Source organism: Treponema sp., assembly GCF_024696245.1.
In the GTDB taxonomy this organism is placed as follows: Bacteria; Spirochaetota; Spirochaetia; order Treponematales; family Treponemataceae; genus Treponema_D.
Window position 1 is genome coordinate 18,682 of sequence record NZ_JAILGZ010000150.1, and the last position, 25,118, is coordinate 43,799.

Annotated in this window: 19 protein-coding genes; 5 read left to right on the forward strand and 14 right to left on the reverse strand. The window is 39.5% G+C overall.

From position 1 onward, the window contains the following. Positions 1-2: 2 nt before the first annotated feature. The 8 genes from K6D58_RS10595 to K6D58_RS10630 all read right to left on the reverse strand — a co-directional run bounded on the left by K6D58_RS10595 (position 3) and on the right by K6D58_RS10630 (position 13,284). Positions 3-1,067: a DegT/DnrJ/EryC1/StrS family aminotransferase gene (locus tag K6D58_RS10595; RefSeq protein WP_486389762.1), complete on the reverse strand. Its 1,065-nt coding sequence runs from the start codon at positions 1,065-1,067 to the stop codon at positions 3-5. Between the two features lie 158 nt (positions 1,068-1,225). Then, positions 1,226-1,732 carry a chemotaxis protein CheW gene (locus tag K6D58_RS10600; protein WP_296830480.1) on the reverse strand — a complete coding sequence of 169 codons (507 nt, stop codon included), beginning with the start codon at positions 1,730-1,732 and terminating at the stop codon, positions 1,226-1,228. A 76-nt stretch (positions 1,733-1,808) separates the two neighbouring features. Beyond that, positions 1,809-2,408, reverse strand: a complete 600-nt coding sequence (locus K6D58_RS10605) for a ComF family protein (RefSeq protein WP_296830481.1) — start codon at positions 2,406-2,408, stop codon at positions 1,809-1,811. A gap of 210 nt (positions 2,409-2,618) precedes the next feature. Continuing rightward, positions 2,619-3,131: a nitroreductase family protein gene (locus K6D58_RS10610; protein ID WP_296830483.1), complete on the reverse strand. Its 513-nt coding sequence runs from the start codon at positions 3,129-3,131 to the stop codon at positions 2,619-2,621. 36 nt (positions 3,132-3,167) lie between these two features. Further along, on the reverse strand, positions 3,168-5,774 hold the full coding sequence (mutS, locus tag K6D58_RS10615) for a DNA mismatch repair protein MutS (RefSeq protein WP_296830485.1): 2,607 nt from the start codon (positions 5,772-5,774) through the stop codon (positions 3,168-3,170). A gap of 1 nt (position 5,775) precedes the next feature. Beyond that, positions 5,776-6,312 (reverse strand): OmpH/Skp family outer membrane protein, encoded by a 537-nt coding sequence (locus K6D58_RS10620; protein ID WP_296830487.1) that lies wholly within the window; start codon positions 6,310-6,312, stop codon positions 5,776-5,778. 12 nt (positions 6,313-6,324) lie between these two features. Next, positions 6,325-8,799: an outer membrane protein assembly factor BamA gene (gene bamA / locus K6D58_RS10625; protein ID WP_296830489.1), complete on the reverse strand. Its 2,475-nt coding sequence runs from the start codon at positions 8,797-8,799 to the stop codon at positions 6,325-6,327. 15 nt (positions 8,800-8,814) lie between these two features. Continuing rightward, the gene (locus K6D58_RS10630) at positions 8,815-13,284 is read right to left on the reverse strand and encodes a translocation/assembly module TamB domain-containing protein (RefSeq protein WP_296830491.1); all 4,470 of its coding nucleotides are present in this window, start codon (positions 13,282-13,284) and stop codon (positions 8,815-8,817) included. A 73-nt stretch (positions 13,285-13,357) separates the two neighbouring features. Between K6D58_RS10630 and tmk the strand changes: the two genes are divergently transcribed. From tmk to K6D58_RS10655, 5 genes are all read left to right on the forward strand, one after another. Beyond that, positions 13,358-13,999: a dTMP kinase gene (gene tmk, locus K6D58_RS10635; RefSeq protein ID WP_296830493.1), complete on the forward strand. Its 642-nt coding sequence runs from the start codon at positions 13,358-13,360 to the stop codon at positions 13,997-13,999. A 43-nt stretch (positions 14,000-14,042) separates the two neighbouring features. Next, positions 14,043-14,657: a hypothetical protein gene (locus K6D58_RS10640; RefSeq protein ID WP_296830494.1), complete on the forward strand. Its 615-nt coding sequence runs from the start codon at positions 14,043-14,045 to the stop codon at positions 14,655-14,657. A gap of 9 nt (positions 14,658-14,666) precedes the next feature. Continuing rightward, positions 14,667-15,824, forward strand: a complete 1,158-nt coding sequence (locus tag K6D58_RS10645) for a 3-dehydroquinate synthase (protein ID WP_296830496.1) — start codon at positions 14,667-14,669, stop codon at positions 15,822-15,824. 1 nt (position 15,825) lies between these two features. Then, complete coding sequence (locus K6D58_RS10650; protein WP_296830498.1) at positions 15,826-17,001, forward strand: cysteine desulfurase family protein; 1,176 nt, start codon at positions 15,826-15,828, stop codon at positions 16,999-17,001. Positions 17,002-17,092: 91 nt separating this feature from the next. After that, the gene (locus K6D58_RS10655; RefSeq protein WP_296830500.1) at positions 17,093-17,545 is read left to right on the forward strand and encodes a DUF3276 family protein; all 453 of its coding nucleotides are present in this window, start codon (positions 17,093-17,095) and stop codon (positions 17,543-17,545) included. A gap of 19 nt (positions 17,546-17,564) precedes the next feature. Here the strand turns inward: K6D58_RS10655 and K6D58_RS10660 are convergent, their stop codons facing one another. Genes K6D58_RS10660 through K6D58_RS10685 form a run of 6 tightly spaced genes read right to left on the reverse strand, consistent with a single transcriptional unit; the run spans position 17,565 to position 25,114 of the window. After that, on the reverse strand, positions 17,565-18,155 hold the full coding sequence (locus K6D58_RS10660; RefSeq protein WP_296830501.1) for a ribonuclease HII: 591 nt from the start codon (positions 18,153-18,155) through the stop codon (positions 17,565-17,567). A gap of 8 nt (positions 18,156-18,163) precedes the next feature. Continuing rightward, on the reverse strand, positions 18,164-20,257 hold the full coding sequence (locus K6D58_RS10665; protein ID WP_296830503.1) for an FN3 associated domain-containing protein: 2,094 nt from the start codon (positions 20,255-20,257) through the stop codon (positions 18,164-18,166). 3 nt (positions 20,258-20,260) lie between these two features. Continuing rightward, entirely contained in the window at positions 20,261-20,875 is a 615-nt protein-coding gene (locus K6D58_RS10670) for a phosphoribosyltransferase (RefSeq protein WP_296830505.1), read from the reverse strand. Between the two features lie 39 nt (positions 20,876-20,914). Then, positions 20,915-23,458, reverse strand: coding sequence for an ATP-dependent Clp protease ATP-binding subunit (locus K6D58_RS10675; protein WP_296830507.1), 2,544 nt, complete (start codon positions 23,456-23,458; stop codon positions 20,915-20,917). 11 nt (positions 23,459-23,469) lie between these two features. Then, positions 23,470-24,585: a hypothetical protein gene (locus K6D58_RS10680; protein WP_296830509.1), complete on the reverse strand. Its 1,116-nt coding sequence runs from the start codon at positions 24,583-24,585 to the stop codon at positions 23,470-23,472. Next, positions 24,569-25,114, reverse strand: coding sequence for a UvrB/UvrC motif-containing protein (locus K6D58_RS10685; protein WP_296830511.1), 546 nt, complete (start codon positions 25,112-25,114; stop codon positions 24,569-24,571). The genes K6D58_RS10680 and K6D58_RS10685 overlap by 17 nt, the downstream gene beginning before the upstream one ends. Positions 25,115-25,118 lie beyond the last annotated feature (4 nt).

The window sequence follows — 25,118 nt, forward strand, 5'->3', positions numbered from 1 at the left end:
TATTACGGTAACGAAGAAAGTACCTTTACGATACGGGAGGCATCCTTCTGACCCAGTCTTGGATACAAAGGAAAAAGAGCACACCTTAAAAGCAGGGAATTGGCACAAATACACTGAGAAGAAAGTTCTTCCTGCTTAAAGGCAATTACAGAGTTTTCAAAAGCCTGACGTACTTCTATTCCTTTTTTCTGGGCATAAAGTTTTACGTCTTTAAAACCGGAATTAAGTACAAGAGGGAATGAGTATATAGTAGAATTATTATCCTGACCCCTTACAAAAGTCTTGTGTCTGCCTGACATAACGGCTCTTGAAAAAAGGGTAAAGAGTTCCTGTCTTACTTTTTCGTTTCTGGTAAATTCCTTAAGTTCAACAAAAGCCAGGGCTGCATTCATATCAGGCATAAAGTCTGTAGAAGGAGCCTGGTCGGCTATTGCCTTAAGGGGACTCCATTCACGGCGTTTAGGAGCAATAACAAGGGCTCCGCCTCCGGCTGTTACAATATCATGCTCTTCCATTCCAAGAATTGCATACAGTCCGTACATACCTGCCCTGCGGCCTTTTTCCTCTTCCTTTGCTGAATCAGAAGAAGATGCAGGTGCAGAATCTGCTTCAGGCTGCTCTTCTTCGTATTCAGCAGGATAATAAGAAAGGGCTGAATGAGATATTTCTTCGATTACAGGTATTTCCAGGGCAAGATACTGCCTTATATCCGGAAGAATTCCCATTGTTTCACTTAAAATAAGAAGTCTTCCGCCGTTTTTTATTGCTTCTTCTACGGTTTCTACACTTACCAGGGCATTTTCTTCCTGAACATCAAGAATCATTGTCTTATACCCAAGCTTTTCAAGAGTTACGTAAAGCCAGTAAGGAGCAAGGGCACTGATCATAACAGCACTGTCTTTATCAAGATTTATTGCTTTAAGAACGTATTCAAGGGCAATTGCAGGACTTCTGACAGCTACAGCACCGTCACAGCCGGTTAATTCTTTGGCTGTCTGTACAAGTCTAAGGGTCATTTCTCCAGGACCGATTTTTTCGTCAACCATACAGGTAAGTACGGCTTCCATTTCCCGTCTCCTGATTGTGGAACTATAAGTCTGTATCATTTTTTAAAATATTCCTTAATTAAAAAATATGAGTGTTTAATCTGTAAGAATTCACTGTTTTAAGAGTAAAATATTTTTAAATACAAGGCAACCGGTTTTTATCCCGGATGCCCTTAGATTTACTTTTCTTCTTCGTCTTCAGAATCATCACCAAGCATCTTCTGAAGTTCTTTTGCACTAAAGAGCTTACGGATGTCCATAATAATAAGGTAGGAATTATCCTGCTGGACAACTCCCTGAATATATTCTGTACCAATACCGCTGAGCATCTGAGGCGGAGCCTTTATTTCTGCTGAATTAACAGGTACTACCCTGGCAATACGGTCAATAATAATACCTATCTTATTACCTTCAATATCAAGGATGATAAATCCACCATCATCATCGGTAAGATCACCGTCTGAGTCCTTAGCAAGCTTTGTAATATAAAAACGCTTATGAAGGTTCATAATCGGGATAATTTCACTGCGAAGATTGATGATTCCTTCTACATAATATGGAGCATTAGGAATCGGACGAACCGGCTGTACCTTTACGATTTCCTTGACGTCCATAATGTCCACGCCGTACAATTCATCACCGAGTTGAAAAGTAACAAGCTGAAACTGAGTATTTTCTTCGGCCATTTAAAATCTCCTGTATTACTATAATTTTAATACACAAATCGCATTCAGACAACTACAAGGGAATAAAAAAAATCCTTCAGTCTACGGTAAAGAGGGTTATTACCTGAATTTTCCTTACTCCTGCAGCCTTTAAAAGAGCAGAACAGCTTTCTGCCGTAACTCCTGTAGTGTAAACATCATCTAAAAGGACAAGCTCTTCCGGAAGACAGCTGCAGTCTTCTGCAAGGACGTAACTTGAACCCCTTTTATTAATTCTGCCGGCCCGGTCAAGCTTTTTCTGCTGCTCACTGTCAACCCTTGCTAAAAAAGTCCCGGTTTTAAATCCATACAGATTTTTCAGATACCAGCATAATTCCTTAATCTGATCCCAGCCTTTTTTATGTAGTTTACCTGGTCTTGGAGGGACACCTGTAATCATGGGATAATTTTTGTCCGGGTAAAGTTTTTTCATTGCAAGAGAAACAAATCCGGCAAAAACAAGTGATAAAAGCCTGCAGTTTTCCATCTTCCACATAAAGAGAAGGTTTTTCTTCCATAACCTGTAAGAAAAAAGAGGAAAAGCTCCGTCTGCACTTACCAGAATCCTTTCCTTACGGCATTCCATGCAGATATCCTTCTCGCTTAAAAGAAGTTTTCCGCATACAGAACATCTGGGGTAATTACTTTCTACTTCCATGCCACAAAGTTCCAGACAGTCTTTACACAAGACCAGACCGGAGCCTGGAGAACCACAGCGGGGACATATCTGACTGGACAATAAACCTGAGAGAAACCGATGTAAAATTGTAACGAGCCAGACATATGCTTTTATCACTTTGTTCACATATATATATTTGCATCGCCACAACAAAAAACACCATTTTCAGGCAAAAAAATAAAAAAATTTTTATAAATAACTTACAGTCTCGCTGATTGCCTTACGAAGGTTATGGTTTGCAAGAGGACCTGCTCCGTCTGCTGCAAATCCAAGGTCAAGGAGCATAAGAACTTCTTCATTTTCTGGAAGGCCAAAAACTGTCCTTACTTTTTCCGGGTCAAAATTATTAAGCCAGCAGGACTGAACTCCAAGAGCCTGGGCTGCCAGCATCATGTGGGTTGCAACAATAGAAGCATCCTCTGCACCGGATGTCCTCTTCTGTCCAGGATAAGTAAAAACATTATTATTATCAAAAGCTACAAGAACAACTGTTGTTGCGCCGTAACGGCATGGAGTTACTTCATCAACTTTCTTAAGGGCATCAGGACTCTGAAGAACATAAATACGCTGTTCCTGAAGATTCTTTGCTGTTGGGGCAAGACGGCCTGCTTCAAGAATTGAATCAAGCTCTTCCTTTGAAATAACCTTACTGCTGTATTTTTTGCAGGAATAACGGTCTTTTGCAAGCTGTAAAAAATCCATAATTCATCTCCTTTGTAATTTGAATATAATACAATCTCAGCGTCCTGATAAAGTATGCTTCCACCTTGCAATAGTCTGCAAAGCCTGAATCGGAGTCATTGCATCAGTTTCTATAGAAAGTATTTCATCAAGAATAAGTTCTTCATCACTAAAAAGCCCTCCGGTAATGGAAAGAGGCTGGGCTTTCTGAGGCTTTTCTTCCTCAAAAGTAACCTGGCCGGCATTTATTACAGGCTTTTCTTCTGCTTCTCCCTGTATTTTTTCAAGAATAGTCTGGGCTCTTTTTATTACAGCCTCAGGGACTCCTGCAAGACGGGCTACGTGAATACCATAGGAATTCTGGCTTGAACCTGGAATAACCTTACGGAGGAATACAACATCACTTGTACTTTCATCTACTGCCATGCAGAGTTTTTTTGCAGCAGCAGCCTCCATTCTTGTAAGTTCATGATAATGGGTAGCAAAAAGAGTCTTGCACTTTATTCTTTCAAGAAGATATTCGCTTACAGCCCAGGCTATGGAAAGACCGTCTTCCGTACTTGTACCACGGCCAACTTCGTCCATAATTACCAGTGATTTTTCCGTAGCGCTTCTTAAAATACGGGCAGTTTCAGTCATTTCTACAAGAAAGGTTGATTCACCCTTGGCAAGATTGTCGCTGGCTCCTACCCTGCAGAAAATCCTGTCTACAATCCCCATATGGGCATAAGAAGCAGGAACGTAACTTCCTGTCTGAGCAAGAAGGCTTATAAGGGCATTCTGTCTTAAGAAAGTACTTTTACCTGCCATATTAGGACCGGTAATCAAGGCAAATGTACATCCGTCTTCAGAACATAAGGAAAGATTATTAGGTACAAATTCACCCTGTGGAATATGAGCTTCTACAACAGGATGGCGGCCATCCCTTACATCAAAAATATTCCCTGTATCAAGAAGGGGCCTTACCCAGTTTTGACGGACAGCTGCTTCTGCAAAAGAAGAAGTAACATCAGCATAGGCGATTTCCCTGGCTGTCTGCTGAAGATAAGGTACATATTCCTTAAGCTTATTTCTTACTTCAAGAAAAAGATCCCTTTCCAGTTCCAGAATTTTTGTATCAGATTCATTAAGGTTTGACTCCAGTTCCTGAAGCTTTTCTGTTGTATATCGGTCTGCATTCACCAGGGTACGGCGCATTATAAAATGAGAAGGGACCTTATCCAGCTTACCCTTGCTTACTTCTATAAAGTAACCCATGTTGCCGCTCTTTTTAATCTTAAGGTTCTGAATGCCTGTGGAATTTCTTTCTTCTTCTGCATAGTCTTCAAGAACCTGATTAAAGTTATCATGAACCTGACGCCAGTGATCCAGTTCCTGAGACCAGCCGCTTTTTATAATACCGCCATCTGTAAGACTTGTTGCCGGATCTTCAAGAATGGAATTCTCTATAAGGTTAATTATTGATAAAGCAGTATTCTGCTCCATTACTGCAAAGTTGCATTCACCAAGAATTCCCTGAATGTTAAGCCACAAAGCAAGACTTGAACGTAAAGCCTGAAGGTCCTTACCGTGAGCCTTATCCATTGCGATTCTGCAGGCAAGTCTTTCTACGTCAAGGATTCCATCCAGTTCATCCCTTACACGACGAAGAAGGGTCCTGTCCTTTACAAAAAGTTCTACGTGATCCTGACGGGCATTTATTGCCTTTACATCAGTCAGGGCAAAAGTAAGCCATTCCCTCATCATGCGGCTGCCCATAGCTGTACGGGTATAATTTACACACTCAAGAAGGGAATACTGACTTGTTCCATCCCTTAAGTTCTGAGTTATTTCCAGATTACGGCGGGATGAATCATCCATAACCACATATTCGCAGTCATTATAAAGCTGTATGGATTTTATATGAGGAGAAGCTGCATTAGTTGTTTTTGAAACATAGTCCAGAAGAAAACCTGCACTCATTACTTCTACAGATGTTTCTGTAAGGGAAAAAGACCTTAAATTTGCAGTTCCAAACTGTTCCGTAAGCCTGGAGTATCCGCTTTCAAGACTAAAGTTCCAGTCAGGATAATAACTTACTGCCATTGAATCAAACAAAGCTATTGTATCCTGAATTACTCTGTTGCTTCTGAGACTTTCAGGAAGAATAAGTTCCCTTGGATTGCAGCGTCCCAGTTCTTTTGGAAAATTTTCCCCAAGGGAAGATGTATCAAAGGAAGTTGCCTTAAACTCTCCGGTTGTAACATCAATAAAAGAAAAAGCTGTTTTTTTCCCGTGAACACAAAGGGAAGCGAGAAAATTATTTATACCGCCGTCCAGGTATTCGCTTTCTACGGCAGTACCCGGGGTAATTATTTCTATAACTTTTCTTTCTGTAAGTCCTTTACCAGGAGCCGGAATATCCCCTACCTGTTCTGCAATAGCAATTTTTTTTCCAAGACGAAGAAGTCTGGCAATATAAATCTTTGCTGCATGATAAGGAATACCACACATAGGATTAGTGCCCCTGTGAGTAAGGGTAAGATTTAAGAGACGTGAAACTTCAACGGCATCTTCGTTGAACATTTCATAAAAATCGCCCAGTCTGAAAAATAAAACTTCACCAGGATGCTGCTGTTTTATTCCAAGGTACTGGGCGAAAAGAGGAGTGATTTCATCAGCCATTCTACTCGCCGCTTATTCCTAAACGGGAAATAACTTCGTCAGTAACATCAACAGAAGGACTGTACCAGAGAATGGCATTATTCTGCTGAAGACTGAGAATCATACTGTAGCCTCCGGTTTCTGCAACCCTTTCAAGAGTGCTGTAGAGCTTTTTGTAAAATTCATTATTATTCTGAAGGGAAGTCTCAAGAGTTTTAAGTTCCATATTCTTTGCATTTGTATACTCATTGAGGTATTCAGTTTTTTTAGTAATCTGCTGTTCTACCTTAAGGGCATCAGAATCTTTACCTGCACGCTGATATTCAAGTTTTTTATCATGAAGACCCTGGATTTCAGAAACAAGCTTATTGATTTCTTTCTGGAACTCAGCTTTTTTACTTTCATAATTACGTACAGAAGAAGAATCCCTGTAGTAAGCCTGATATACACGGGCTGTATCAACTACGGCAAATTTTGTAATCTGCTGAGCAAAAAGACCTGAAGCTGAACATATAAGTGTCAGGCCAAGAACAATAAAATACTTTCTTAAAGATTTCATATTACCCCCGGACTAATAGTTAATATTAGTGAATGAGAACTTAAAGTGGAAATTACTATACCATTTATTTGAATTAGGGTCACCGTCCTGGTCACACCATACAACTTCACCGTTTTCTACCTTAAATGTGTTTGCAAAAAGAAGCCTGATAGGAAGCTGTGGAATAGTAAAGCGGATGCTTGGTCCAAAACTGTAATACCAGTCATCTTCACAAAGATTATTAAAGAAATCATCTACAGAATCTTTAATTGCAATTGCATCAAAGAAGCCGTCTATTGCAAGAACTCCAGGTACTAAAGGCATACGAAGTTCAAGGTAGTTGCTCCATACTGTACAGCCTCTTCCGGCATCAGTGTTGTAGATTTCCCAGCCGCGGCCGTTAAACATACCGTCAATATAAAGCTGATTAGACCTCTTAATTGAAGAATCAAAGAAAGGAAACTGCATTGAAAGTCCTGTGTAGCCCATAAGTACAAGCTTAAAGTTCCAGGTTTCGCTGACTGGAAGATTAAGAAGGGTAAAATAACGTTCAAGCTTGGTATCAGTACGAAGATAGAATTCCTTTTCTCCCCAGTCAGGTGCAAAAGGAAGGAAGCCCTGTGGCAAAAGTCCGTACCAGGCAAGACGCTGACTTCCAAACCATCCTGTAGAAGGATCATAAGAAGAGTCACGGGCATCAAATGAGAAAGAAGACCATACTGAGTTTTTAGGTTCCCAGTTATCACAGTACTGACTTATAGATGAATCGTATGGTACAAAAGCTTCATCATCATAAATATTGTCTATGATACTTCCTGTAACACCACCCTTAAGGGCAAAGGTTCCGTAGTCCTTAACCCAGCGGTATCCCAGTGATGTACCAAGGCTGAATTCATGCTGCTCATATTCCATATAGTAATTATCATCATTAATAGTGCCGGAATAATAATCAAAGAAGTTTCTGAGGGCATAGTTTGTAGAATGAGAATAACCGATATTAAATCCTACACTTATAGGCTTGCCAAAAAGCCAGCTCTGTCCGTATCCCAGGTTAACCGACTGCTCTGTTGTAGAAAGGGTTGTTCCCAGAGAAAGGGTACGGCCTTCTCCAAAGACGTTGGAATTCTGTATTTTTGCATAAAGGGCTACAGGGAAAGCATCAGGGTCACTCATACCGCTGAAGGTAAAACCAAAGTCAAGCTGGGTTGTACCCTGCTCTTCTACGTTAAAGATAATGTCTACAAGATCACTTTCTGAGCCCTGCTGAACATCCGGCTGAACGGAAGAAAAATACTGCAGGTTATTAAGACTCCTGAAAGCAGTCATGATTTTTGCATTTGAAAAAATATCACCTGGTTCAAGAGGAATTTCACGGCGGATAACATAATCCTTTGTTTTTGTATTTCCGTTGATAATTACATGTTCAACATGGCTTCTTGGATTTTCATAAATGCGGAATATATAAGAAATTACTTTATTATCTGTATCCTTATTTACTTCCGGAACAAACTGATTGGAAGTATAGCCGTTTTCGTAATAAAGATTCTGAACAGCCCATCTTGTCCTTAAAAAGCGGGATTCCTTGTAAATATCTCCGGTTTTAAGGTAAACCAGTTCATTAAGGGTATCAGTAGAAAAAACCTTGTTTCCTGTAAAGGTTATTCCACCAAATGTATACTGGGAACCTTCCTGAATTTCAAAAGTAAGGTAGATTTCTTCACGCTGCTTTTTCTTGTTAAGGACATGATCCTGTTTTACATTAAGAACCCTGGCATCAACGTAACCCCTGTCCTTGTAATATTCAACAATTGCCTTTGTATCTGCTGTAAGAGCTGATTCCTGAAAAGCTCCTTCACTAAAAAGACCGGCTTCCTTTAAGGAAATCTTACTCTTAAGGGTCTTTGCAGTAACTACAACATTTCCGTTGAACTTAATTTCCTTTACAACTGTTTTATTTCCTTCACTAATCTGGAAGAATACATTTACACCTTCGGCAGTTTCTTCTTTAGAAACCTTTACAACAGCCTCGTTATAACCTGAATCAATGTAGTGATTTCTTACAGACCTTTCATCGATGTAAAGTTTTGATTCATTAAATACATCTTTTTCCTTAAGGGAAATAACCTCTTTAAGTTCACTGTTGTGAAGGTCAGAATTACCCTTAAAGTAAATCTTGTTTACTACAGGAAGTTCAATTACGGAAATTACAAGGTTTACAGACTTACCCTTGTCTTTTCCCGGCTGAGCCTGAATGGAAACATCCTGAAAATATTCCAGGGCAAACATCTTGCCGTAAAGTTCAACAATGAGTTCATCATTACAGTTTTTATCGATATAGGAACTTGTAATACCTTCAAGGTCCTTCTCTTTTATATTTTTAAGGTTTTTAAACGTTATGGATTTTACTGGTTTATCGTAATACCACTCTTCCTCCTGGGAAAAAGCTGGTAATGTAAAAAAACTTGCCAAAACAACTAATGCTGCAATGAAACTGTGCCTGAAGCGCATAAACTTCCTCTTAAATTAAAAATTAAACCGCCATGAAAGCGTAATAGATGTTGACTGAACCCAGGTCTGCTGCAAACTTTCCATATCAGGAGCAAAACTCCAGCGGATATTTGCAAACGGTGACTCAAGTTCAAGACCCATCTCAGGATGAAAAACAAGCCCTCCAGAGAATTCATCGCCGGTCGTATTTTTATTTTCGTCATACGTCCAGTTCATCATGGCATCAACATAAATATTGCTTCCAAAGTATTTACCAATATAAACAGTCGTATTATCAAATAAGTTACTTATCAGAGCCCCTTTTTCGGTTTCACTGTTCATGTTGAATCCCTGTTTAATGGAATTCTGAACAAGGGTTGTACGAACAGAGAATATATCAAAATTGCACAAATCACGCAACGCACCTTCAAGCTGCCTCATAAATGTAACCTGAACACTATAATCCAGACCACTTACAAGCATTTCTGAGGCAGATGAACTGTCTCCGGAAATAATCTGACCTAAAATTTCCATAAGTTCAGCTTCTGACTTGGCAGGAGAAGAAGAAAGGACCGGGTCAAATTCAGAAACATGCTGCTTTATGGCAGACATGGTTATAAGAACCGGGTCTCCTGTAGCATCACGCTCGTTTATCTGTCCCCTTAAAGTAACCAGAGGGTCAAAATTAGACTGATTTTCATTAAGGCTTATACTTCCCTCTTTAAGATAGAAGTTTCTGTTAAGGTAAGATACCTCTCCTCCCCTTAAGACAACATCTCCCTTAAGGCTCCATAAACCTGCATCCGTATCCATAGTAAGGTAAAGATCCGTATTAGGAGCTATAAGGGTTCTGATAAACGGCTTTACTTCTACCTCTACCTTCTGGGCAATACGGACTTTTGCATCAATATAAAAACTAAGGGTATTAAACCATTCTTCAAATTCTATATCTGCCTGTGTCGGCTGGGAAAAATCTATTAAAGGCATACCTGTATTGGTAATAACATTAGCCTTGGTATCATGGACTGTAAAATCTCCGTCTATGGTAATATCATCACCTTCCCAGACCATGGAACCGTTTCCACTGGCCTGCCCCGTAACCCTTAGGGTAGGAATCTTAACGTCAAAAGGAATATCCTTATTTTTTTCTGTCCTTACATTTACTTCAAAACATTCTATCTTCCAGCGGTCAAGACTGAGTTTTACACTTCCGTTTAAAAGTCCCTTCTTTACTTTAAAGAGGGATTCAGGGAGTTCAATTTCGTCCTGGGTAATCTGAATAAGAAGAGGAGCAGCTGTAAAATGTTCAGGAACATAATCAGGAAAGTTAAAGTCTATATTTTCTACAAGAGCTTCACCATCAAGATTAGGATCTGTCAGGAGTCCGGAAAGATTCAGCTGACCGGAAACAATTCCATCATGTACATAGAATCCGTTGGAATTAAAAAGGAATGAAACTTTTTTAACGTCAACATAAATATTGCTGACGTTAAGGTCTACTATCATATCCTTAAAGCTGCCGGAAGCATCAAAATGAATAGGCTTATCATCCAGGATAGAAAAGTTAAGGGTTCCGTCATCCAGATATTCGCCATAGGCTCCCAGGTATTCGTTGGTCATTACGTCTATACGGCCAGGAGACCTGATTATAGAAAAATGAAGGGGCGGTGCATCCTTACCTAAAGTTCCACCAGGCTGTTCACAGTCAATTTCAAGGGCAAAGGATTCAGGAAGAAAGCCACCATCGTTTTCAAAAGGAGAAAGATTTTCTGCCTTCATGGTAAGGGGAACATTTAAAGTCTGATCACCAAAGACAGCATCCAGTACACACTGCGCATTACCGTCAAAGTCCTTAAGATTAAAGAAACCGGAAAAGTTTTTCATAGAAAAATCCGTCCAGCTGGCAGAAAAATCCGGAACACTAATATTTTCTTCCATATATGCTGCACTTCCTTTAAGGAAAAGTGGTGCCCCGGCAACCTGCATGGAGAAATTAGAAAGATTTACCGTTACATAAGGATTTTCTACAGTACCACTAAAGGTAACAGTGGCAGAAAACTTTTCATCATCAGGCTGGGTAGAAAAAATATGTCTTAAAGAAAAATCAGTAATATCAGCCTGGGCGTTAAAAAAGCAGTTTGTCATAAGATTATCCATGGTAAGCTTTTCCTGAAGGGGATTTGTAAAGGAACCGTTTACAACAATGGATTCACTTGTTAAAGGATTGTTCAGGATAATCTGAGTGTTAAAGGAATCAAATACATCTCCGTTAATATTCCAGAGACCATAGGCACTTCCTTCAAATGTAGAAAAGGAATCTGAATAATTAAGGCTGTTTAATACAAGGCCGGAATAGTCTGCCTTTCCCATAAAGGAAACTTTAGGATGCATGGAAAGATTACCGGTAAACTCTTCTGCTTCAAACTTTGAGATTTCTACGTAAAAGTCATCAGACTCAGGAACGGAAAAAGCTATTTCTGTTGTAAAATCAAAAATAAAGCCTGCTGCACTTACAGGAAGGGAAGTCATTTCTACAGCCCCGGAAATACCACGGTCAAAGTTAACAACAAGGTTAAAGCCATAGTTGCCGCTTATGTTAAGCCACTCTCCCAGGGAATAAATACCGTTAAGCTGATATGGAATATTGTTTACAGTTACATCTGACTGAAAGATAGCCTGCTCATCTTCCGGTGAATATTCAGCATTAAGAACAGCCATAAAGGAATTGGAACCATAGTTAAGACCTGCCTGACTAACATGAAGGGAGCGTTCCGTACCGTCAAAAGAAAGGATAACGAACTGACGGTCTTCCTTTGTGTTTGCAAAGAGGGCGTTAGGACAGTTATAGGTAATGGTTTTAAAGTCTGTAGAAACATACATTTCAGTAGACATAATGTAAGGCTCAAGACTGTCTGCCATGGAAGAAATTGAATCAGATCCCTTTTCATCCAGAAACCAGCCTGCAGCAGAGACGATTCCATCAAGAAAGAAATTATTTACGGATATTACAGCCTGAAAATCCCCTCCGTCTTCCAGGGACAGGGCTCCGTCTATCCTTAAGGAAGAAGGCTTACTGGAAAGGAGATTAAAATCATCATGACTGAAATCATTCATATTGAATGTAAATTCCAGGGAATTCTTTTTATTATAAAGGTCCAGCTCCAGCCATGAAAATTTACGCTGGCCAAAATTAAATTCCGGAATATAAAAGACTGTGGAATTTTTTGCCGGATCCACAAAAAGATCAAAGGAAATGCTGTTACCGTTAGGAAGGTTAAGGTAATGAACCTGACCTGATCCCTTAGGCTGCATTCTTGCAAGATCAAAAGTTCCGGCAAATTCTGCGCTGGCAAATTCACCATCAGCAGTAAAATAATTAAGCCTTACGCTTTTTGAGTCACCCTTTATGTCAAAGTCCAGGCTCTGCCCTTTAGCAAAAATATTTCTTGAAAAGATAAAGGAAGTTTTACTCTTCCAGTCAAGTTCACCACTTAAAAGACCTGCATGAAGGCTTGTTGCCGTAGTAAGCCTTGAACCGTTCCACTGAAGCAGCTCCTCCTCCGTAGAAGGAATCTTTACCATTTTAAAAGGATTAAGTTCCGTACTACGGAATTCTGCATCAAGATTACCGCTGTCTGCATCCACTGAAGCAAAAAGGTTATATGGAAGATTATACTGAACTGTACGGACATTTATTTTTCCGGATGCATAGGTTGCAAGAACAGACAGATCCCTGAGGGAATAAGAAGCAGAAGGAAGATTATCCAGAGAAACAAGAAGGGAGCTGCCGTCAATCTGATTCTGCAATTCTCCCTTCATATCTACAGTAAAGCCTGCCCTTTTATATCCCATCATCTTAAGTTTGCTGCTGGCATTACCGGAAAGAGTACCTGTAAGGGAAGAGCCGGCCTTATTCTTTTTAATCTGGGCTTCATTAATTTTTGCATAGTAATCATCCCCGTCTATGGAACAGTGAAAGTTTACGTTACGCACATCTACATCAAAAGGAAGCCTGAAGAGGATATCCTTTATACTTTTTCTAAGACTGTGGGAAATAAAGGCATCATCCTGATCTTCTTCCTGCATGTCTGCTATAAGAGTCTGAATCTTGTTCTGCACGTTACTGCATTTCTGGCTGTCATAATCAAAGTCTACATCCAGAATGGACAACTCTGTAAAGGCATGTTCCAGATCCTTACGTAAAAATTCCCTGATACTGTAATTAATATTTATCTTATTAATTGTAAGGATTTTTTCTCCTGTACTTACATCGCACACAGATATTCCCCGAATGCGGATTCCTGTAAGAATGGAAGGAGACATGGATTCGTATTTTAAAAGGAGACCGGTTTTTTGAGACAGATAGTCATTAAAGTTTTTTTCGTACTTATTGAATGTGGAATTAATTGCCCTGTAAAAAGGCCGGAGCATAAAAAATACAGCCGTAAGTATGAGAATGAATAGAAGTGTTCCGGTAATAGTCCGTAAAATTACCTTTTTTTTCATTTAAAGTACGCCGTTGCAATTTTATCATCTATCGCTAAAATAATGAAGAAGTTTATACAGGGGGAACAATAAGATGCTGCTGAAGAATTTTATCGTATTTGAAGGAATAGACGGAGCCGGAACCACAACCCAGCTTAATCTCCTTAAAGAAATGCCGGAAAGCAGGGATTTTTTATACACTGCAGAACCGTCAAAAGCACCAACCGGCCTTTTTTTACGCCAGATGCTCAAAGGTGACTTTAAAATTACAAACGAAACTTCAGCCTACCTTTTTGCAGCCGACAGAAACCAGCATGTAAACGGAGACCTTATTACAGAAGGCTCAACCCTTATAAGCGGAATCAAAAATGCCTGTCTGTCAGGAAAAATCGTAATCAGCGACAGATATTTTTTCTCAAGCCTTGCATACCAGAGCATAGACTGCCCTAAGGAACTGCCTGTCAGACTTAACAGCGGATTTCCCCTGCCCCAGCTTCTCTTTTACTTTGACATAGAAGCAAAAGATGCCTTAAAAAGGGTTGATTCCAGGGGAGAAAGGGAAATATACGAAAAGGAAGATTTTCTTACTAAAACTGTAAATGAATACCGCCGTGTTATTGATGAATATGCCCTGTCCGGCAAAAAAGAAGGCATGAAAACCGTTATTATTGATGCCTGCCTTTCAAAAGAAGAAATTGCAGCCCTGATTCAAAAAGAAATAAAAGCCATCCTTTAATTTGCAGCTAATAGAGAAAGACTTAAATGCCGATACTAGAAGCATGAAGAAGGTTCTTAAAATATTCATGCTTCTGGCCCTGCTTTTTTTTACTGCAGCAAGTTCTCCTGCATGGATATGCAAATATAAGGAAGATTATCTTAAACTCTACCATGTTCACTACGGACAAAATTCCGATGACTGCCTTGAAAACATCTACTGGCTGGAACAGGCAGTAAAGGCAGACTTTGCAAACCCTCTTTATGCCTGCACAAAAATCACCAATGAAGAAGAATGGGAAAAATACCGTTATCTCTTTATGCTCCATATAAACCTTAAGCTCATTGAACAGCACCTGCGTCTGGGCCGTATTTACGATAAAAGTGCAGCATATTTTTACGATGCTCCATATAAAGATGAATATCTGAGAAACCTTAAAACAGCAAAAGAAGCCTACACCATCTGCTATACCTACTGGGAAGAAGCAAAAATCTGGGCAGAAAAGGCAAATACTGGAAAATTCAGGTTTCTTATACTTACCGGCATACAGAACTGGGAAGATGAAAGGGAAAGAGTTTCTACAGGCAGCCTTAACTATCAGAAAATTCTTGACCGGGAACTTACCAGACTTAACAAGGTAATTGATGACCTCGTTGCAATGGAAGGCAAAAATTATTAAACTCAATACATGAGTGTAAAAGAAACAGATACTTTCGTTTTAAAATATCCGGAAACTTCAGGTTTTGATAAAAGTACAATCCATTTTTATTCTGGAGAAGCTGATTTAACCTCCATTTACTTTAATCAGGAAGAAAACAGCATTAAAAGGCTTTTTGTTACCGACACAAATATTGCCGGACTGAGCTGCATGAAATCTTTTCTTTGTCACTTTATGAAAGCAGAGGACATTTCTTCCATTAAAATTGACAGCACCTATTCAGCAGGCAATGACTGTCTCCTGATTCTTGGACCAGGGGAATCCTTTAAAACAATACAGAACGTCCTTAAAATAGTAAGTACAGCCCTTGATGCAGACTTTAACAGAAACTCCCTTTTTATTTCTATTGGAGGGGGTGTTCTTTGTGACATGACAGGTTTTGCTGCCAGCATGTTTAAAAGAGGTATTGAAGTTGAATTTGTACCTACCACCCTTCTTGCTGATGTTGATGCAGCAATCGGAGGCAAAACCGGCTGTGACTTTGATTCCTATAAAAATATGATTGGTGCCTTTTATCCTGCAAGAGCCCTTCATGTATTCAGCAGTTTTATAGAAAATCTCCCTCAAAAGGAATATATATCCGGTCTGGCAGAAGCCATTAAAACAGCCTTCCTCTTTTCTCCGGAAATGACAAAGCTCTTTAAAGAAAAAAAAGAAGAAGTACTTAAAAGGGATCCTGTTATTGTAAACCGCCTTATATCTGAATGTGCCAAGGCAAAAGCCTCTGTTGTATATGAAGATTTTAAGGAAAAAGGAAGAAGGGCTTTTCTTAACCTGGGCCATACTTTTGGTCATGCCCTGGAATCAGTAGCAGGTTTAGGTTCCGTTACTCACGGTGAAGGAGTTGCCTGGGGAAGTGCCAGAGCTGCAGACCTTGCCTTTAACCTTGGCCTTTGTACAAAAGAATATGCTGATGAATGCAAGTCTATCCTTGCTTCCTACGGTTATGATACAAAAAGCATTCCATCCTGCCTTTCTGCAGATAAAACTGAAGAACTTCTTAAAGCCATGCACAAGGACAAGAAAAATAATTCATCCTCTGTAAGGGTAATCATTCAAAAAGATTTTCAGGATACCCTTATAAAGGAAGTATCAGATTCTGACATTCTTAAGGTACTGAAGGCATAAAATGTTTAGCAGAGAACACTATTTTGACAGCGCAGCAACAAGTTTTCCTGATGCAGATATTTTAAGGGAAGCTTTAGAATATTCCCTTCAACACTGGGCCAATCCATCCAGTATTCATGCAGCCGGCTCTGATGCAAAAAAAGCTCTGGAAGCCTGCCGTTCAGAATGTGCAGCTGCCCTGGGAGTAAAGCCTCAGACTTTATTTTTTACTTCCGGCGGTACAGAAAGTGACCATATTCCCCTTCTCTCAGTATTATCCCGTCCTCAAAAAGGCAGTGTTATTGTAAGTGCTATAGAACATCCTGCCCTTAGGGAAATGTCTAAGATGATGACAAATACAGGATGGAAGACAATTACGGTTAATCCGGATAAAAACGGCTTTATTCAGCCGGAAAGTATTATAAATGCCCTTCAGGATGATACGGTTTTTGTAACGGTAATGGCTGTTAATAACGAAACCGGTGCGGTTCAGGATATTGAAGGAATAGCAGATGCTTTAAGTGAGTACTCTGCTAATCACAGAAAAGTTTTCTTTCATGTAGACTGTGTCCAGGCTGCAGGCAAGATTCCTTTTGACTTAAACCATAAGGGCATTGATTCTGCTGCCTTTAGCGGTCATAAAATTCACGGTCCAAGGGGAATCGGTCTTCTTTACCTTAACAGGGAAATCAACTCCTTTTTAAAAGGGGGCGGTCAGGAAAAATCCGTTCGCTCAGGAACAGAAAATCTCTTTGGCGCAAAGGCCCTGGCCCTTTGTCTTAAAAAATACCATCTGTCTCAAAAAAATCCTCAGACAATGGAAGCCCTTAAGAATCAGGAAGTAATAACTTCTTCGTTTATACGTAAAATAAGCAGCTTTAAAAACTGCACTATTATTCCCCACTGCAGGGGTCAGGAAGGAGACAGCCACAAGTTTTCTCCTTATGTTCTCCAGGCTTCTTTTGCAGGGATACCGGGACAGGTAATGGAAAGGGCTTTAAGTGAAAAAGGCTTTTATATTTCTACTGGAAGTGCCTGTTCTTCAAATCATGCAGGCCGTCCTGTCCTTGATACAATGCAGCTGAGTGCAAAAGAAAAGGAAAGTGCCGTTAGGTTCAGTTTTGATTCAAAGTGCAGTCAGCAGGACATTGACCAGCTCTATCAGGCTCTGGAAGAAATCGTAAAATTATTCACTTGATATTAAAAGTGCAATCTGCTATATTAGCCCAAGTCGGGTGCATTTCTGCACGTTTTATTAAATCATCTTATCTTTAGGGAAGGACAGTAAAATGGCTATCAGAGGAGAACTTTTTACAAATCAGGTAAATCTTGATAACAGAAGCTATTACTTTAATGTGAAGGAAAATCGTAACGGAGACATCTTCCTCCAGATCGTAGAAAGCAAAATTAAAGACGGAGAAGAACGTCGTGACATCGTTGTATTTGCAGATGACATGAAGGACTTTTTTAAGGGACTTGATGAATCTCTTACTTACATCGACAAAGTAAAGAAAGAAAGAGCAAAACTCAGGGCAGAAAAAAAGGCTGCCAAGGCTGCTAAATTCAATCCTGATGGAGCAGAAGCAGAAAAAACAGCAAAGAAGGTTTACCGCCGTAAGGGAGAAAGCCGTCTTGTTGCAGAAAAAAGAGCAGAAAAAAAGGATGATGGAATCAAGCGCACAGGAAAAGTAATCCACATTACTTCTAAAAGAAGCGCTGATTCAGAAAAAACAGAATACTAATAAAAGCCCTTAAAAAGCTTTAGTATTTGAATGAAAGCCGCTGGATGGGAGAAGGTCCTATCTGGCGGCATATTTGTTTATGGGCAGGTGTAGGATATCCCTTGTGTTTTGCATAACCATATTCCGGATAAAGCTTGTCATAATCCATCATTATTGCATCACGGCAGGTCTTTGCAAGAATACTGGCAGCCATTACGTAAGGATATTTTCCGTCTGCCTTAGGTTCACACCTTACAGTACATTCAACATCAGGAACAAAAGTACCATCAGTTACAGCAAGTATTTCTTTTTCTGAAGGCATCTGAATTGAATTCTTTTTACACCATTCAGGAAGTTTTATCAGCATCATTTTATAGGCAAGCTGCATGGCTTTAAGGCTGGCATTTAAAATATTAATTTTATCTATTTCTTCGTGATTAATAAGACCTATACCCCAGCAGGCCTTTTCTTTAATAACTGCTTCTGCAGCCTGACGCTTTTTTTCTGAAAGTTTTTTACTGTCATTAAGTATTTCTACAGGAAAATCTTCTGGCAATATAACACAGGCAGCACTTACAGGACCGGCAAGAGGCCCCCTGCCTGCTTCATCAAAACCGGCATAAAGGTTCATAAAATACCTCAATTAAGATTAATGATTGTATTTTCTGACAGGGAACGGATATTAGTGTTAATGTCCTGCCAGAGATAGGCTTCACTGGAATTTTTTGTATCAAGCTGAAGATTAAATGTATTTCCGCTTATATAAGCTGCAGCTGATGCAAGTTCAAGGCTGTGTCCGCTTCTTCCAATAAGGTAAAACTGATTGGACGCTGCATTAAGGATTCCACCGTGAATGGTAAAGTTTACACAGTTTGGTGCAGAAGAAGTAATCCTGCTGTCCTGTACCTGAAGATCTGAATCAGATGCAGAAAGGACACAGGCATAAGACTGGGACTGAAGGGTAAGACCGGTCTGACTTAAATTTAACTTAGATGATAAGGAATCAATCAGTATACCGTCACCAATATAAATACCTACTAATTCGCAGTTAACAAGATTAAGCTCTGCGTTTTCAAGACTTATAAGGGGAAGTTCTCCATCCCGGGAAGAATCATCGCTTCGTTCAATTATACAGCCTGATATTTCTGCATTTGCTCCCTTTATCTTTATGGCAGCCTGCGGCGGAAGAATAAAACGGGCATTTGTACAAATAAAAGAACAGTCTTTTTCTATTACGGACAGAGGACGACTTATATTTATCTCGCCGCTTACATGAAGTCTTGTAGATTTTCTTGAATTAATTACAGAAAGGGCTTCTTCAAAAGTAGTAAAAGGATTTGACCAGCTTCCATCATGTTCAGAAGAAATGCTTTCTGAAGAAGGCCTGAGGTAATAGTTATACTGGTCTACAACTACATTGTATTCAGAAACAGGACTTACATTCCCTGCCTTATCTTTAGACCAGGCACTTACCTTAAAATAGGCAGCCTTTCTTGAAGGAGACTGAAGGACAATTACAGAATCATCATATTCCTTAAAAGTGCCGGAATAATACTTTGAAAGTTCGGGGAATGAAGATTCTTCAAAACCAGTATCAGATTCTACAGGTTCACTTACTGAATAAAAAATCTTACATCCTTCTTCTTCTGATTTTATCTTAACGTTAACTTCCTTTCTTGCAAAAGCTGATTCAGCAGAAGATACAAATACAGGAGGCAGAGGCTTTTCCCTGTCTACATAAAAATCAGCCTTAACGGTTCCATGATAAACATTGTCACAGTAAACCTTTAAAGTACAGGTACGTTCCAGAGTATTTCCTTCAAAAGTATCAGCCTGTATAGTCTGATAAAGTCTGTCTGAATTAAGGGCAAATCTGTAGGAAGTATCCGAACATAAAAACTGACAGCTGCCGTCTGGATTATTCTTTACGGTAAAAAGGGGTTCCGGAGGAATAATGTATTCAGACACAGGATTACCCTCTTCATAGGCAATTGACTGCCAGCGTACGGTATGGGGAATGCTTCTGTCCAGGTACACTTTATCCCTGGAAGCAGTCCAGAACTCATCATCTATCTGATAAATAAGGTTTTCACCGGTATAAGTAAATTCAGTCCAGTTATCAATTGTAAAGGGAATACTGCGGCTGATAAGTTTTTCTGTTGAAGAAGCTTCGTAAATCCTGATTACAAAATGCCATTTAAGGGAGCCCTTACTTAAAGTACAGGCAGCATAATGTTCAAGAATATTACTTTTGTTTATAAAAAGACTGCGTCCTTTTTCCATTACAGGAGAGTTATTTAATGAATAATAAAAATCTTCCGGAATATAAAACTCACTGCCGGGAGTATATTTTAGAATAGGATTTGAATTAATGTTCTGAATTAAAAGGGCCGTATCAGAATCTGCCGTAGAAAAAGAAGAAGGCCTTACACTGTAATTAACAGTATAGTCTGAACGTACTCCGTTTTTAGAAACAGCGGCAATCCTTACCTTTACATCCCCTATCTCGTCAATTACCACCGGTCCGTCATAAGAAAAACCGGAAACAAGAGGATCGCTTCCTGTAAGGGAATAATAAACTTCACTTCCATCAGAAGTATTAATAACCAGAGGCTGAACATTAACCCACTGACCTGGAGCAGGAGAAAGAATATCGCTGGAAGAAAAAGCTGCAGCTGATGAAAGGCATAAAGAGAAAAGTAAAGAAGTAACAATAGCGGCAGTCTTTTTCATTTTTTATTTTTTATCCTGTTTAAAAAGTGGTTCAAGAATATTTCTAAGTTCCGGGTAAGGCTTATAATAATTCTCTTCAAGTTCAGTTTCTGTAAGTCCCACCAGTTCATGGCTGTTATAGTTAATCCATGGATTCTGTTCCGGATTATTGATTTCAAACTTTCTGCACCAGTAATCAGGACGTACAGGAGGCTGTTCCTTATAATGATAAACCTTATAATCGTGTACAACAACCTTAATATTTTCTCTTGGCACACCTTTTTCAAGAAGAATGCTTACAAGGTAATTAAGGGTTCTGCCTGAATCATAAATATCGTCAACCAGCATAACCTTATCACCCATACGAAGATATTCCGGAGAATAAGTCCATCCGTCAATTCTTACTGATTCATGTTTTGAAACATCAGTATAACTTCTGGCAACAACTGCTGCATACAAAACCGGTTTATGATCCTTAAGGGCAACCTTGTAATATTCACTTATTACATTTGCCATGTAGGCACCACCCCTTAAAGATGTGTAAATAATATCAGGTACAAAGTTATCCTGACGGTAAATTTTATCTGCAAGTATGAGGGCATTATTTCTTACTTCGTCATACTGTAAAAATTCTTTCATTTATTTTATCTCCTGCTCTTATTTTAATTATACAAGGTTTTAAACATTTTCAACAAGTAAAGCCTGTTGTGTTTTATTTTCGTGCTTTTCCTTCTTAAACTTAACGGTGAGTTTTTCGCCATTGTAATCTACCATTACAGTTGCCGAACTTCCCCTCTTACCGGAAAGAATAAGGGTTGCAAGTTCATCTTCGATTTCCCTTTCTATAAGGCGGCGCAGCGGGCGGGCACCCATAGAAGGGTCATAGCCGTGTTCAATAAGATATTCCCTGGCCTTTGGTTTTATGCAGAGGGAAAGGTCCTGCTCACCCAGTCTCAGTTCCAGTTCCCTGAGCTGAATGTTAAGGATGGCATCAATCTGCTTTTTATCCAGAGGGTTAAAGACAACAATATCATCTACACGGTTAAGAAGTTCCGGTGTCATAATACGCTTAAGTTCTTCCATTGCACTGGACTTAATGTCCTCGTAAGGAAGTACACCGGTAGAAGATGTAGAAAAGCCCATTCTGTTTTCTGCCATAATGTTTCTTGCACCGGCATTACTTGTCATAATGACGATAGTATTCCTGAAGCTTATGGTGTGTCCCAGGTTATCAGAAAGTTCACCTTCTTCAAGCATCTGTAAAAGAAGATTAAATATATCTGAATGAGCCTTTTCAATTTCATCAAGAAGAACTACGGAATATGGATGCTGCCTTACTTTTTCTGTTAAAGTACCACCTTCGTCATAACCAATGTATCCCGGAGGTGCACCTACCAGTCTTGAAGCATTATGCTTTTCCATATAGTCACTCATATCAACCCTGATAAGGGCATCTTCCGTTCCAAAAAGAAATTTAGCAAGAGTCTTTGCAAGCTGAGTTTTACCAACACCTGTAGGTCCAAGGAAAATAAAGGAACCGATAGGACGCTTAACCGAAGACACCCCTGCCCTGTTTCTTCTTACGGCACTGCAGATAAGCTTAACTGCATCATCCTGACCAATCACAGTCTGATGAATATAATCTTCCATCTTTACAAGACGATGGCTTTCTCCATCATCCAGCTGTTCAACATCGATGCCTGTATTAAGGCTGATAATTGAAAGCACATCATCAAGAGTAACATGCTTTGCATTAGAGTTGCCGCTGTTTTTCCATTCACGGTTAACTTCATCAAGACGATGTTTAAGCTGGCCGACTTTGTCACGGATAAGGGCTGCCTTTTCATAATCCTGCTGCTGAACAAGAAGGGATTTTTCTTCTACAAGTTCCTGGATATTTTTTTCTATCTCATAAAATTCTTCAGGACGTTCATCATCAAGTATTTTCTTTGCAGCACCAGCTTCATCAAGAACATCAATTGCCTTATCAGGAAGATAGCGTTCAGAAATATAACGGGCACTGTACTTAACTATTGCAGGAATAACATCATCATCGTAAATAACATTGTGGAATTCTTCATACTTACGTTTTAATCCCTGAAGTATGGCAATGCTCTCTATCTGGTCAGGTTCATTTACAACAATCTTCTGAAACCTTCTGGCAAGGGCACTGTCCTTTTCAAAGTACTTTCTGTACTCCTTACTGGTTGTAGCTCCAATAACCTGAATCTCACCACGGCTCAAAGCAGGTTTCATCATGTTACTTGCATCCATTGAACCTTCCGGTCCGCCGGCACCAATTATAGTATGAATTTCATCAATAAAAAGAATTACATTCTTACTTTCACTGATTTCCTTCATAACTCTTTTCATTCTTTCTTCAAATTCACCACGGTACTTTGTTCCCGCAATCATTGCAGCAAGATCAAGACAGAGCACCCTTTTATCAAGAAGATTCTTAGGAACCATACCCTTTACGATTCTTGCAGCCAGTCCTTCTACAACAGCTGTTTTTCCAACACCTGGTTCACCTACAAGAATAGGATTATTTTTCTGCCTTCTGCTTAAAATCTGAATAAGACGCTGAATCTCATTACCACGGCCTATTACAGGATCTGCCTCATCTTCCTGAGCCTTACGGGTAAGGTCACGGCTGAAAGTTTCAAGAACTGAATTAGCATTGGCCTTTCTTCTGCTGCTGCCGTCTGACATAAGAAGTTCACCGTCAGCTCCTGGAATTCCAGGCTTAAAGGAAGAATCAATTCTTGCAGAAGAAGGAACTTTCTTTTCTACATCTGCAACTGCACTTCTAAGCTGATCATAAGTTATTCCAGCCTTCTTAAAATAATTATTCATTAGGGAAGGATTTTCGCATACTGCACCTAAAAGAAAATGTTCAGTACCAATATAAGAAAGGTTTGACCTTAAAGCTTCTCCCTGGGCAAGTTCCAGAACATTCTTAAGACGCTGGGACTGAGGAAGATCGTATACTTCTATGTCTGCAATCTTAGCTGTCATGCTCTGTTCAATTGCAAGCTGAAGGGTAAGAACATTCATTCTTAAAGTACGGAGGGTAATATAACCAAGACCATCCCCTGATTTTAAAAGTGCAAGAATAAGATGCTCAGGTTCAAGAGTTGTACTTCCCAGTTTATATGCTTCATCCGGAGCAAGTGCTACAAGAAGACGTTTTGCTCTTGGGGAAAAATTCAAATTGATCATCATAAGCCTCCTTAAACCGTAAGTATTACGTTGTCAAAAGCTTCCTGCAAAGTAAGGGCACGAAGCATTTCTATTTTTCTTACAGGCTTTTCGTTAAAATCATTTTCATATTTAAAGGACCCGTTTTTCATTACAAACTCAAGGTGTCCGTTTTGTATTCTATATAATAACGCATGCAGCTGCTCATCATCGATCCCGCTTAAGACACCAAGATCCCTGGCAAACTTAAGCATGCTTATTATATCTATGGCTTCCCTTAAGGTAATAAAAATACTTGCCCTTGCTACAGCCATACTGCGTTTCATGCTGTTCCTTATATCGGTCTTTAATAAAGCAAAGACCTGACTTCTGGCATTTCTTTCCATATCTATAATCTTTTTAATTTCAGAAGCAGCACTGGCTGTCTGTTCAAATTCACTGCCGGATACACTGCTGAAATTTTCCAGATTATAAAAATAACCAAGGGCTGCACCGGAAGAATTAAGGGAAGTAATGGCTGTTGCTCCTCCTGACCCGAAAGATGCAGAAAGAATAAAACCATCTTCTGCACATTCCCTTACCAGTGCCGGAATCTTCTTTAAAAGTGACAGAGATGGAAGATGAAGCCTTACAGAAATTTTCATACCGCTGCCTGAATCAAGAAGACTGGAGTTTAAATAACCAAAGTCATAACTTGCAGCAAACTGCACATACTTCTGTATCTTATCATCAAAGGAACTAACCTTATCGTAAGTCTTTTCTATATCAAATCCTGCAGTATAGGAAGACATACAAATATGATCCTTTACATTTACTGTTCCTGAAAACCTTCCGTCGTTACGAAGAATGATTCCCCCTTCTGTCTGAAGTTCAGATTCCAGGATTTCCCTTTCTGCCATTATCCTTGAACTTACCTTGTCTAAGGCACTTATATTTATGGCATGAAAATTTTCTCCGTCTACTTTATTAAAAGCATCCATAAGTATTGCCTGAATCCTTTCATTTTCTCCAGGAGAAAGTCTTGAAGGAAAAGGAAAGTTTGCAAGATTACGGGAAAGCCTTATCTTTGTAGAAAGAGCAACATCGTTTTCGTTACCACACTGGGCATACCAGGCATCATTGAGATTAGTCTCAGTCTTCACCTTCATGCCTCCATCTTTCACTGTCATCACCTTCAGAAACTGAAGTTTTTTCCAGAGCCTTAAGATAATCCCTGTACATGGCAGCCTTTTCATAATCTTCCTTTTCCAAGGCAGCATTAAGTTTGTTCTGCAATGCTATTCTGTCCGTTAAAACAGAGTGAAAGCTTGCCAGTCGGGAAGGCATCTTTCCTGTGTAACTTCCTGTAACACCCCGACTTTCATAAAATTTTTTTATGTCATCCTTAAAAATAGCATAGCACTCAGGACAACCGGCATTACCTGTCTTTTTTATACTGCCAAGACTTGTTCCGCACACAGGACACATTTTATTATCCTGAGCTGCAATTTTTTTAGAAACAGAAGCAAGTTCCTTAAAAAGATTACCAATGGAAGAGGAAATTGAGGATGGATCAGATGTAATACCACGCTCCAGTGCACATTCCATACAAATGTTCACCTTGCGCTTCTGACCATTTACAGTGGTCTGCTCCAGAAAAATTACTGCTTCTCTCTCGTGACAAAAATCGCAAATCATATTA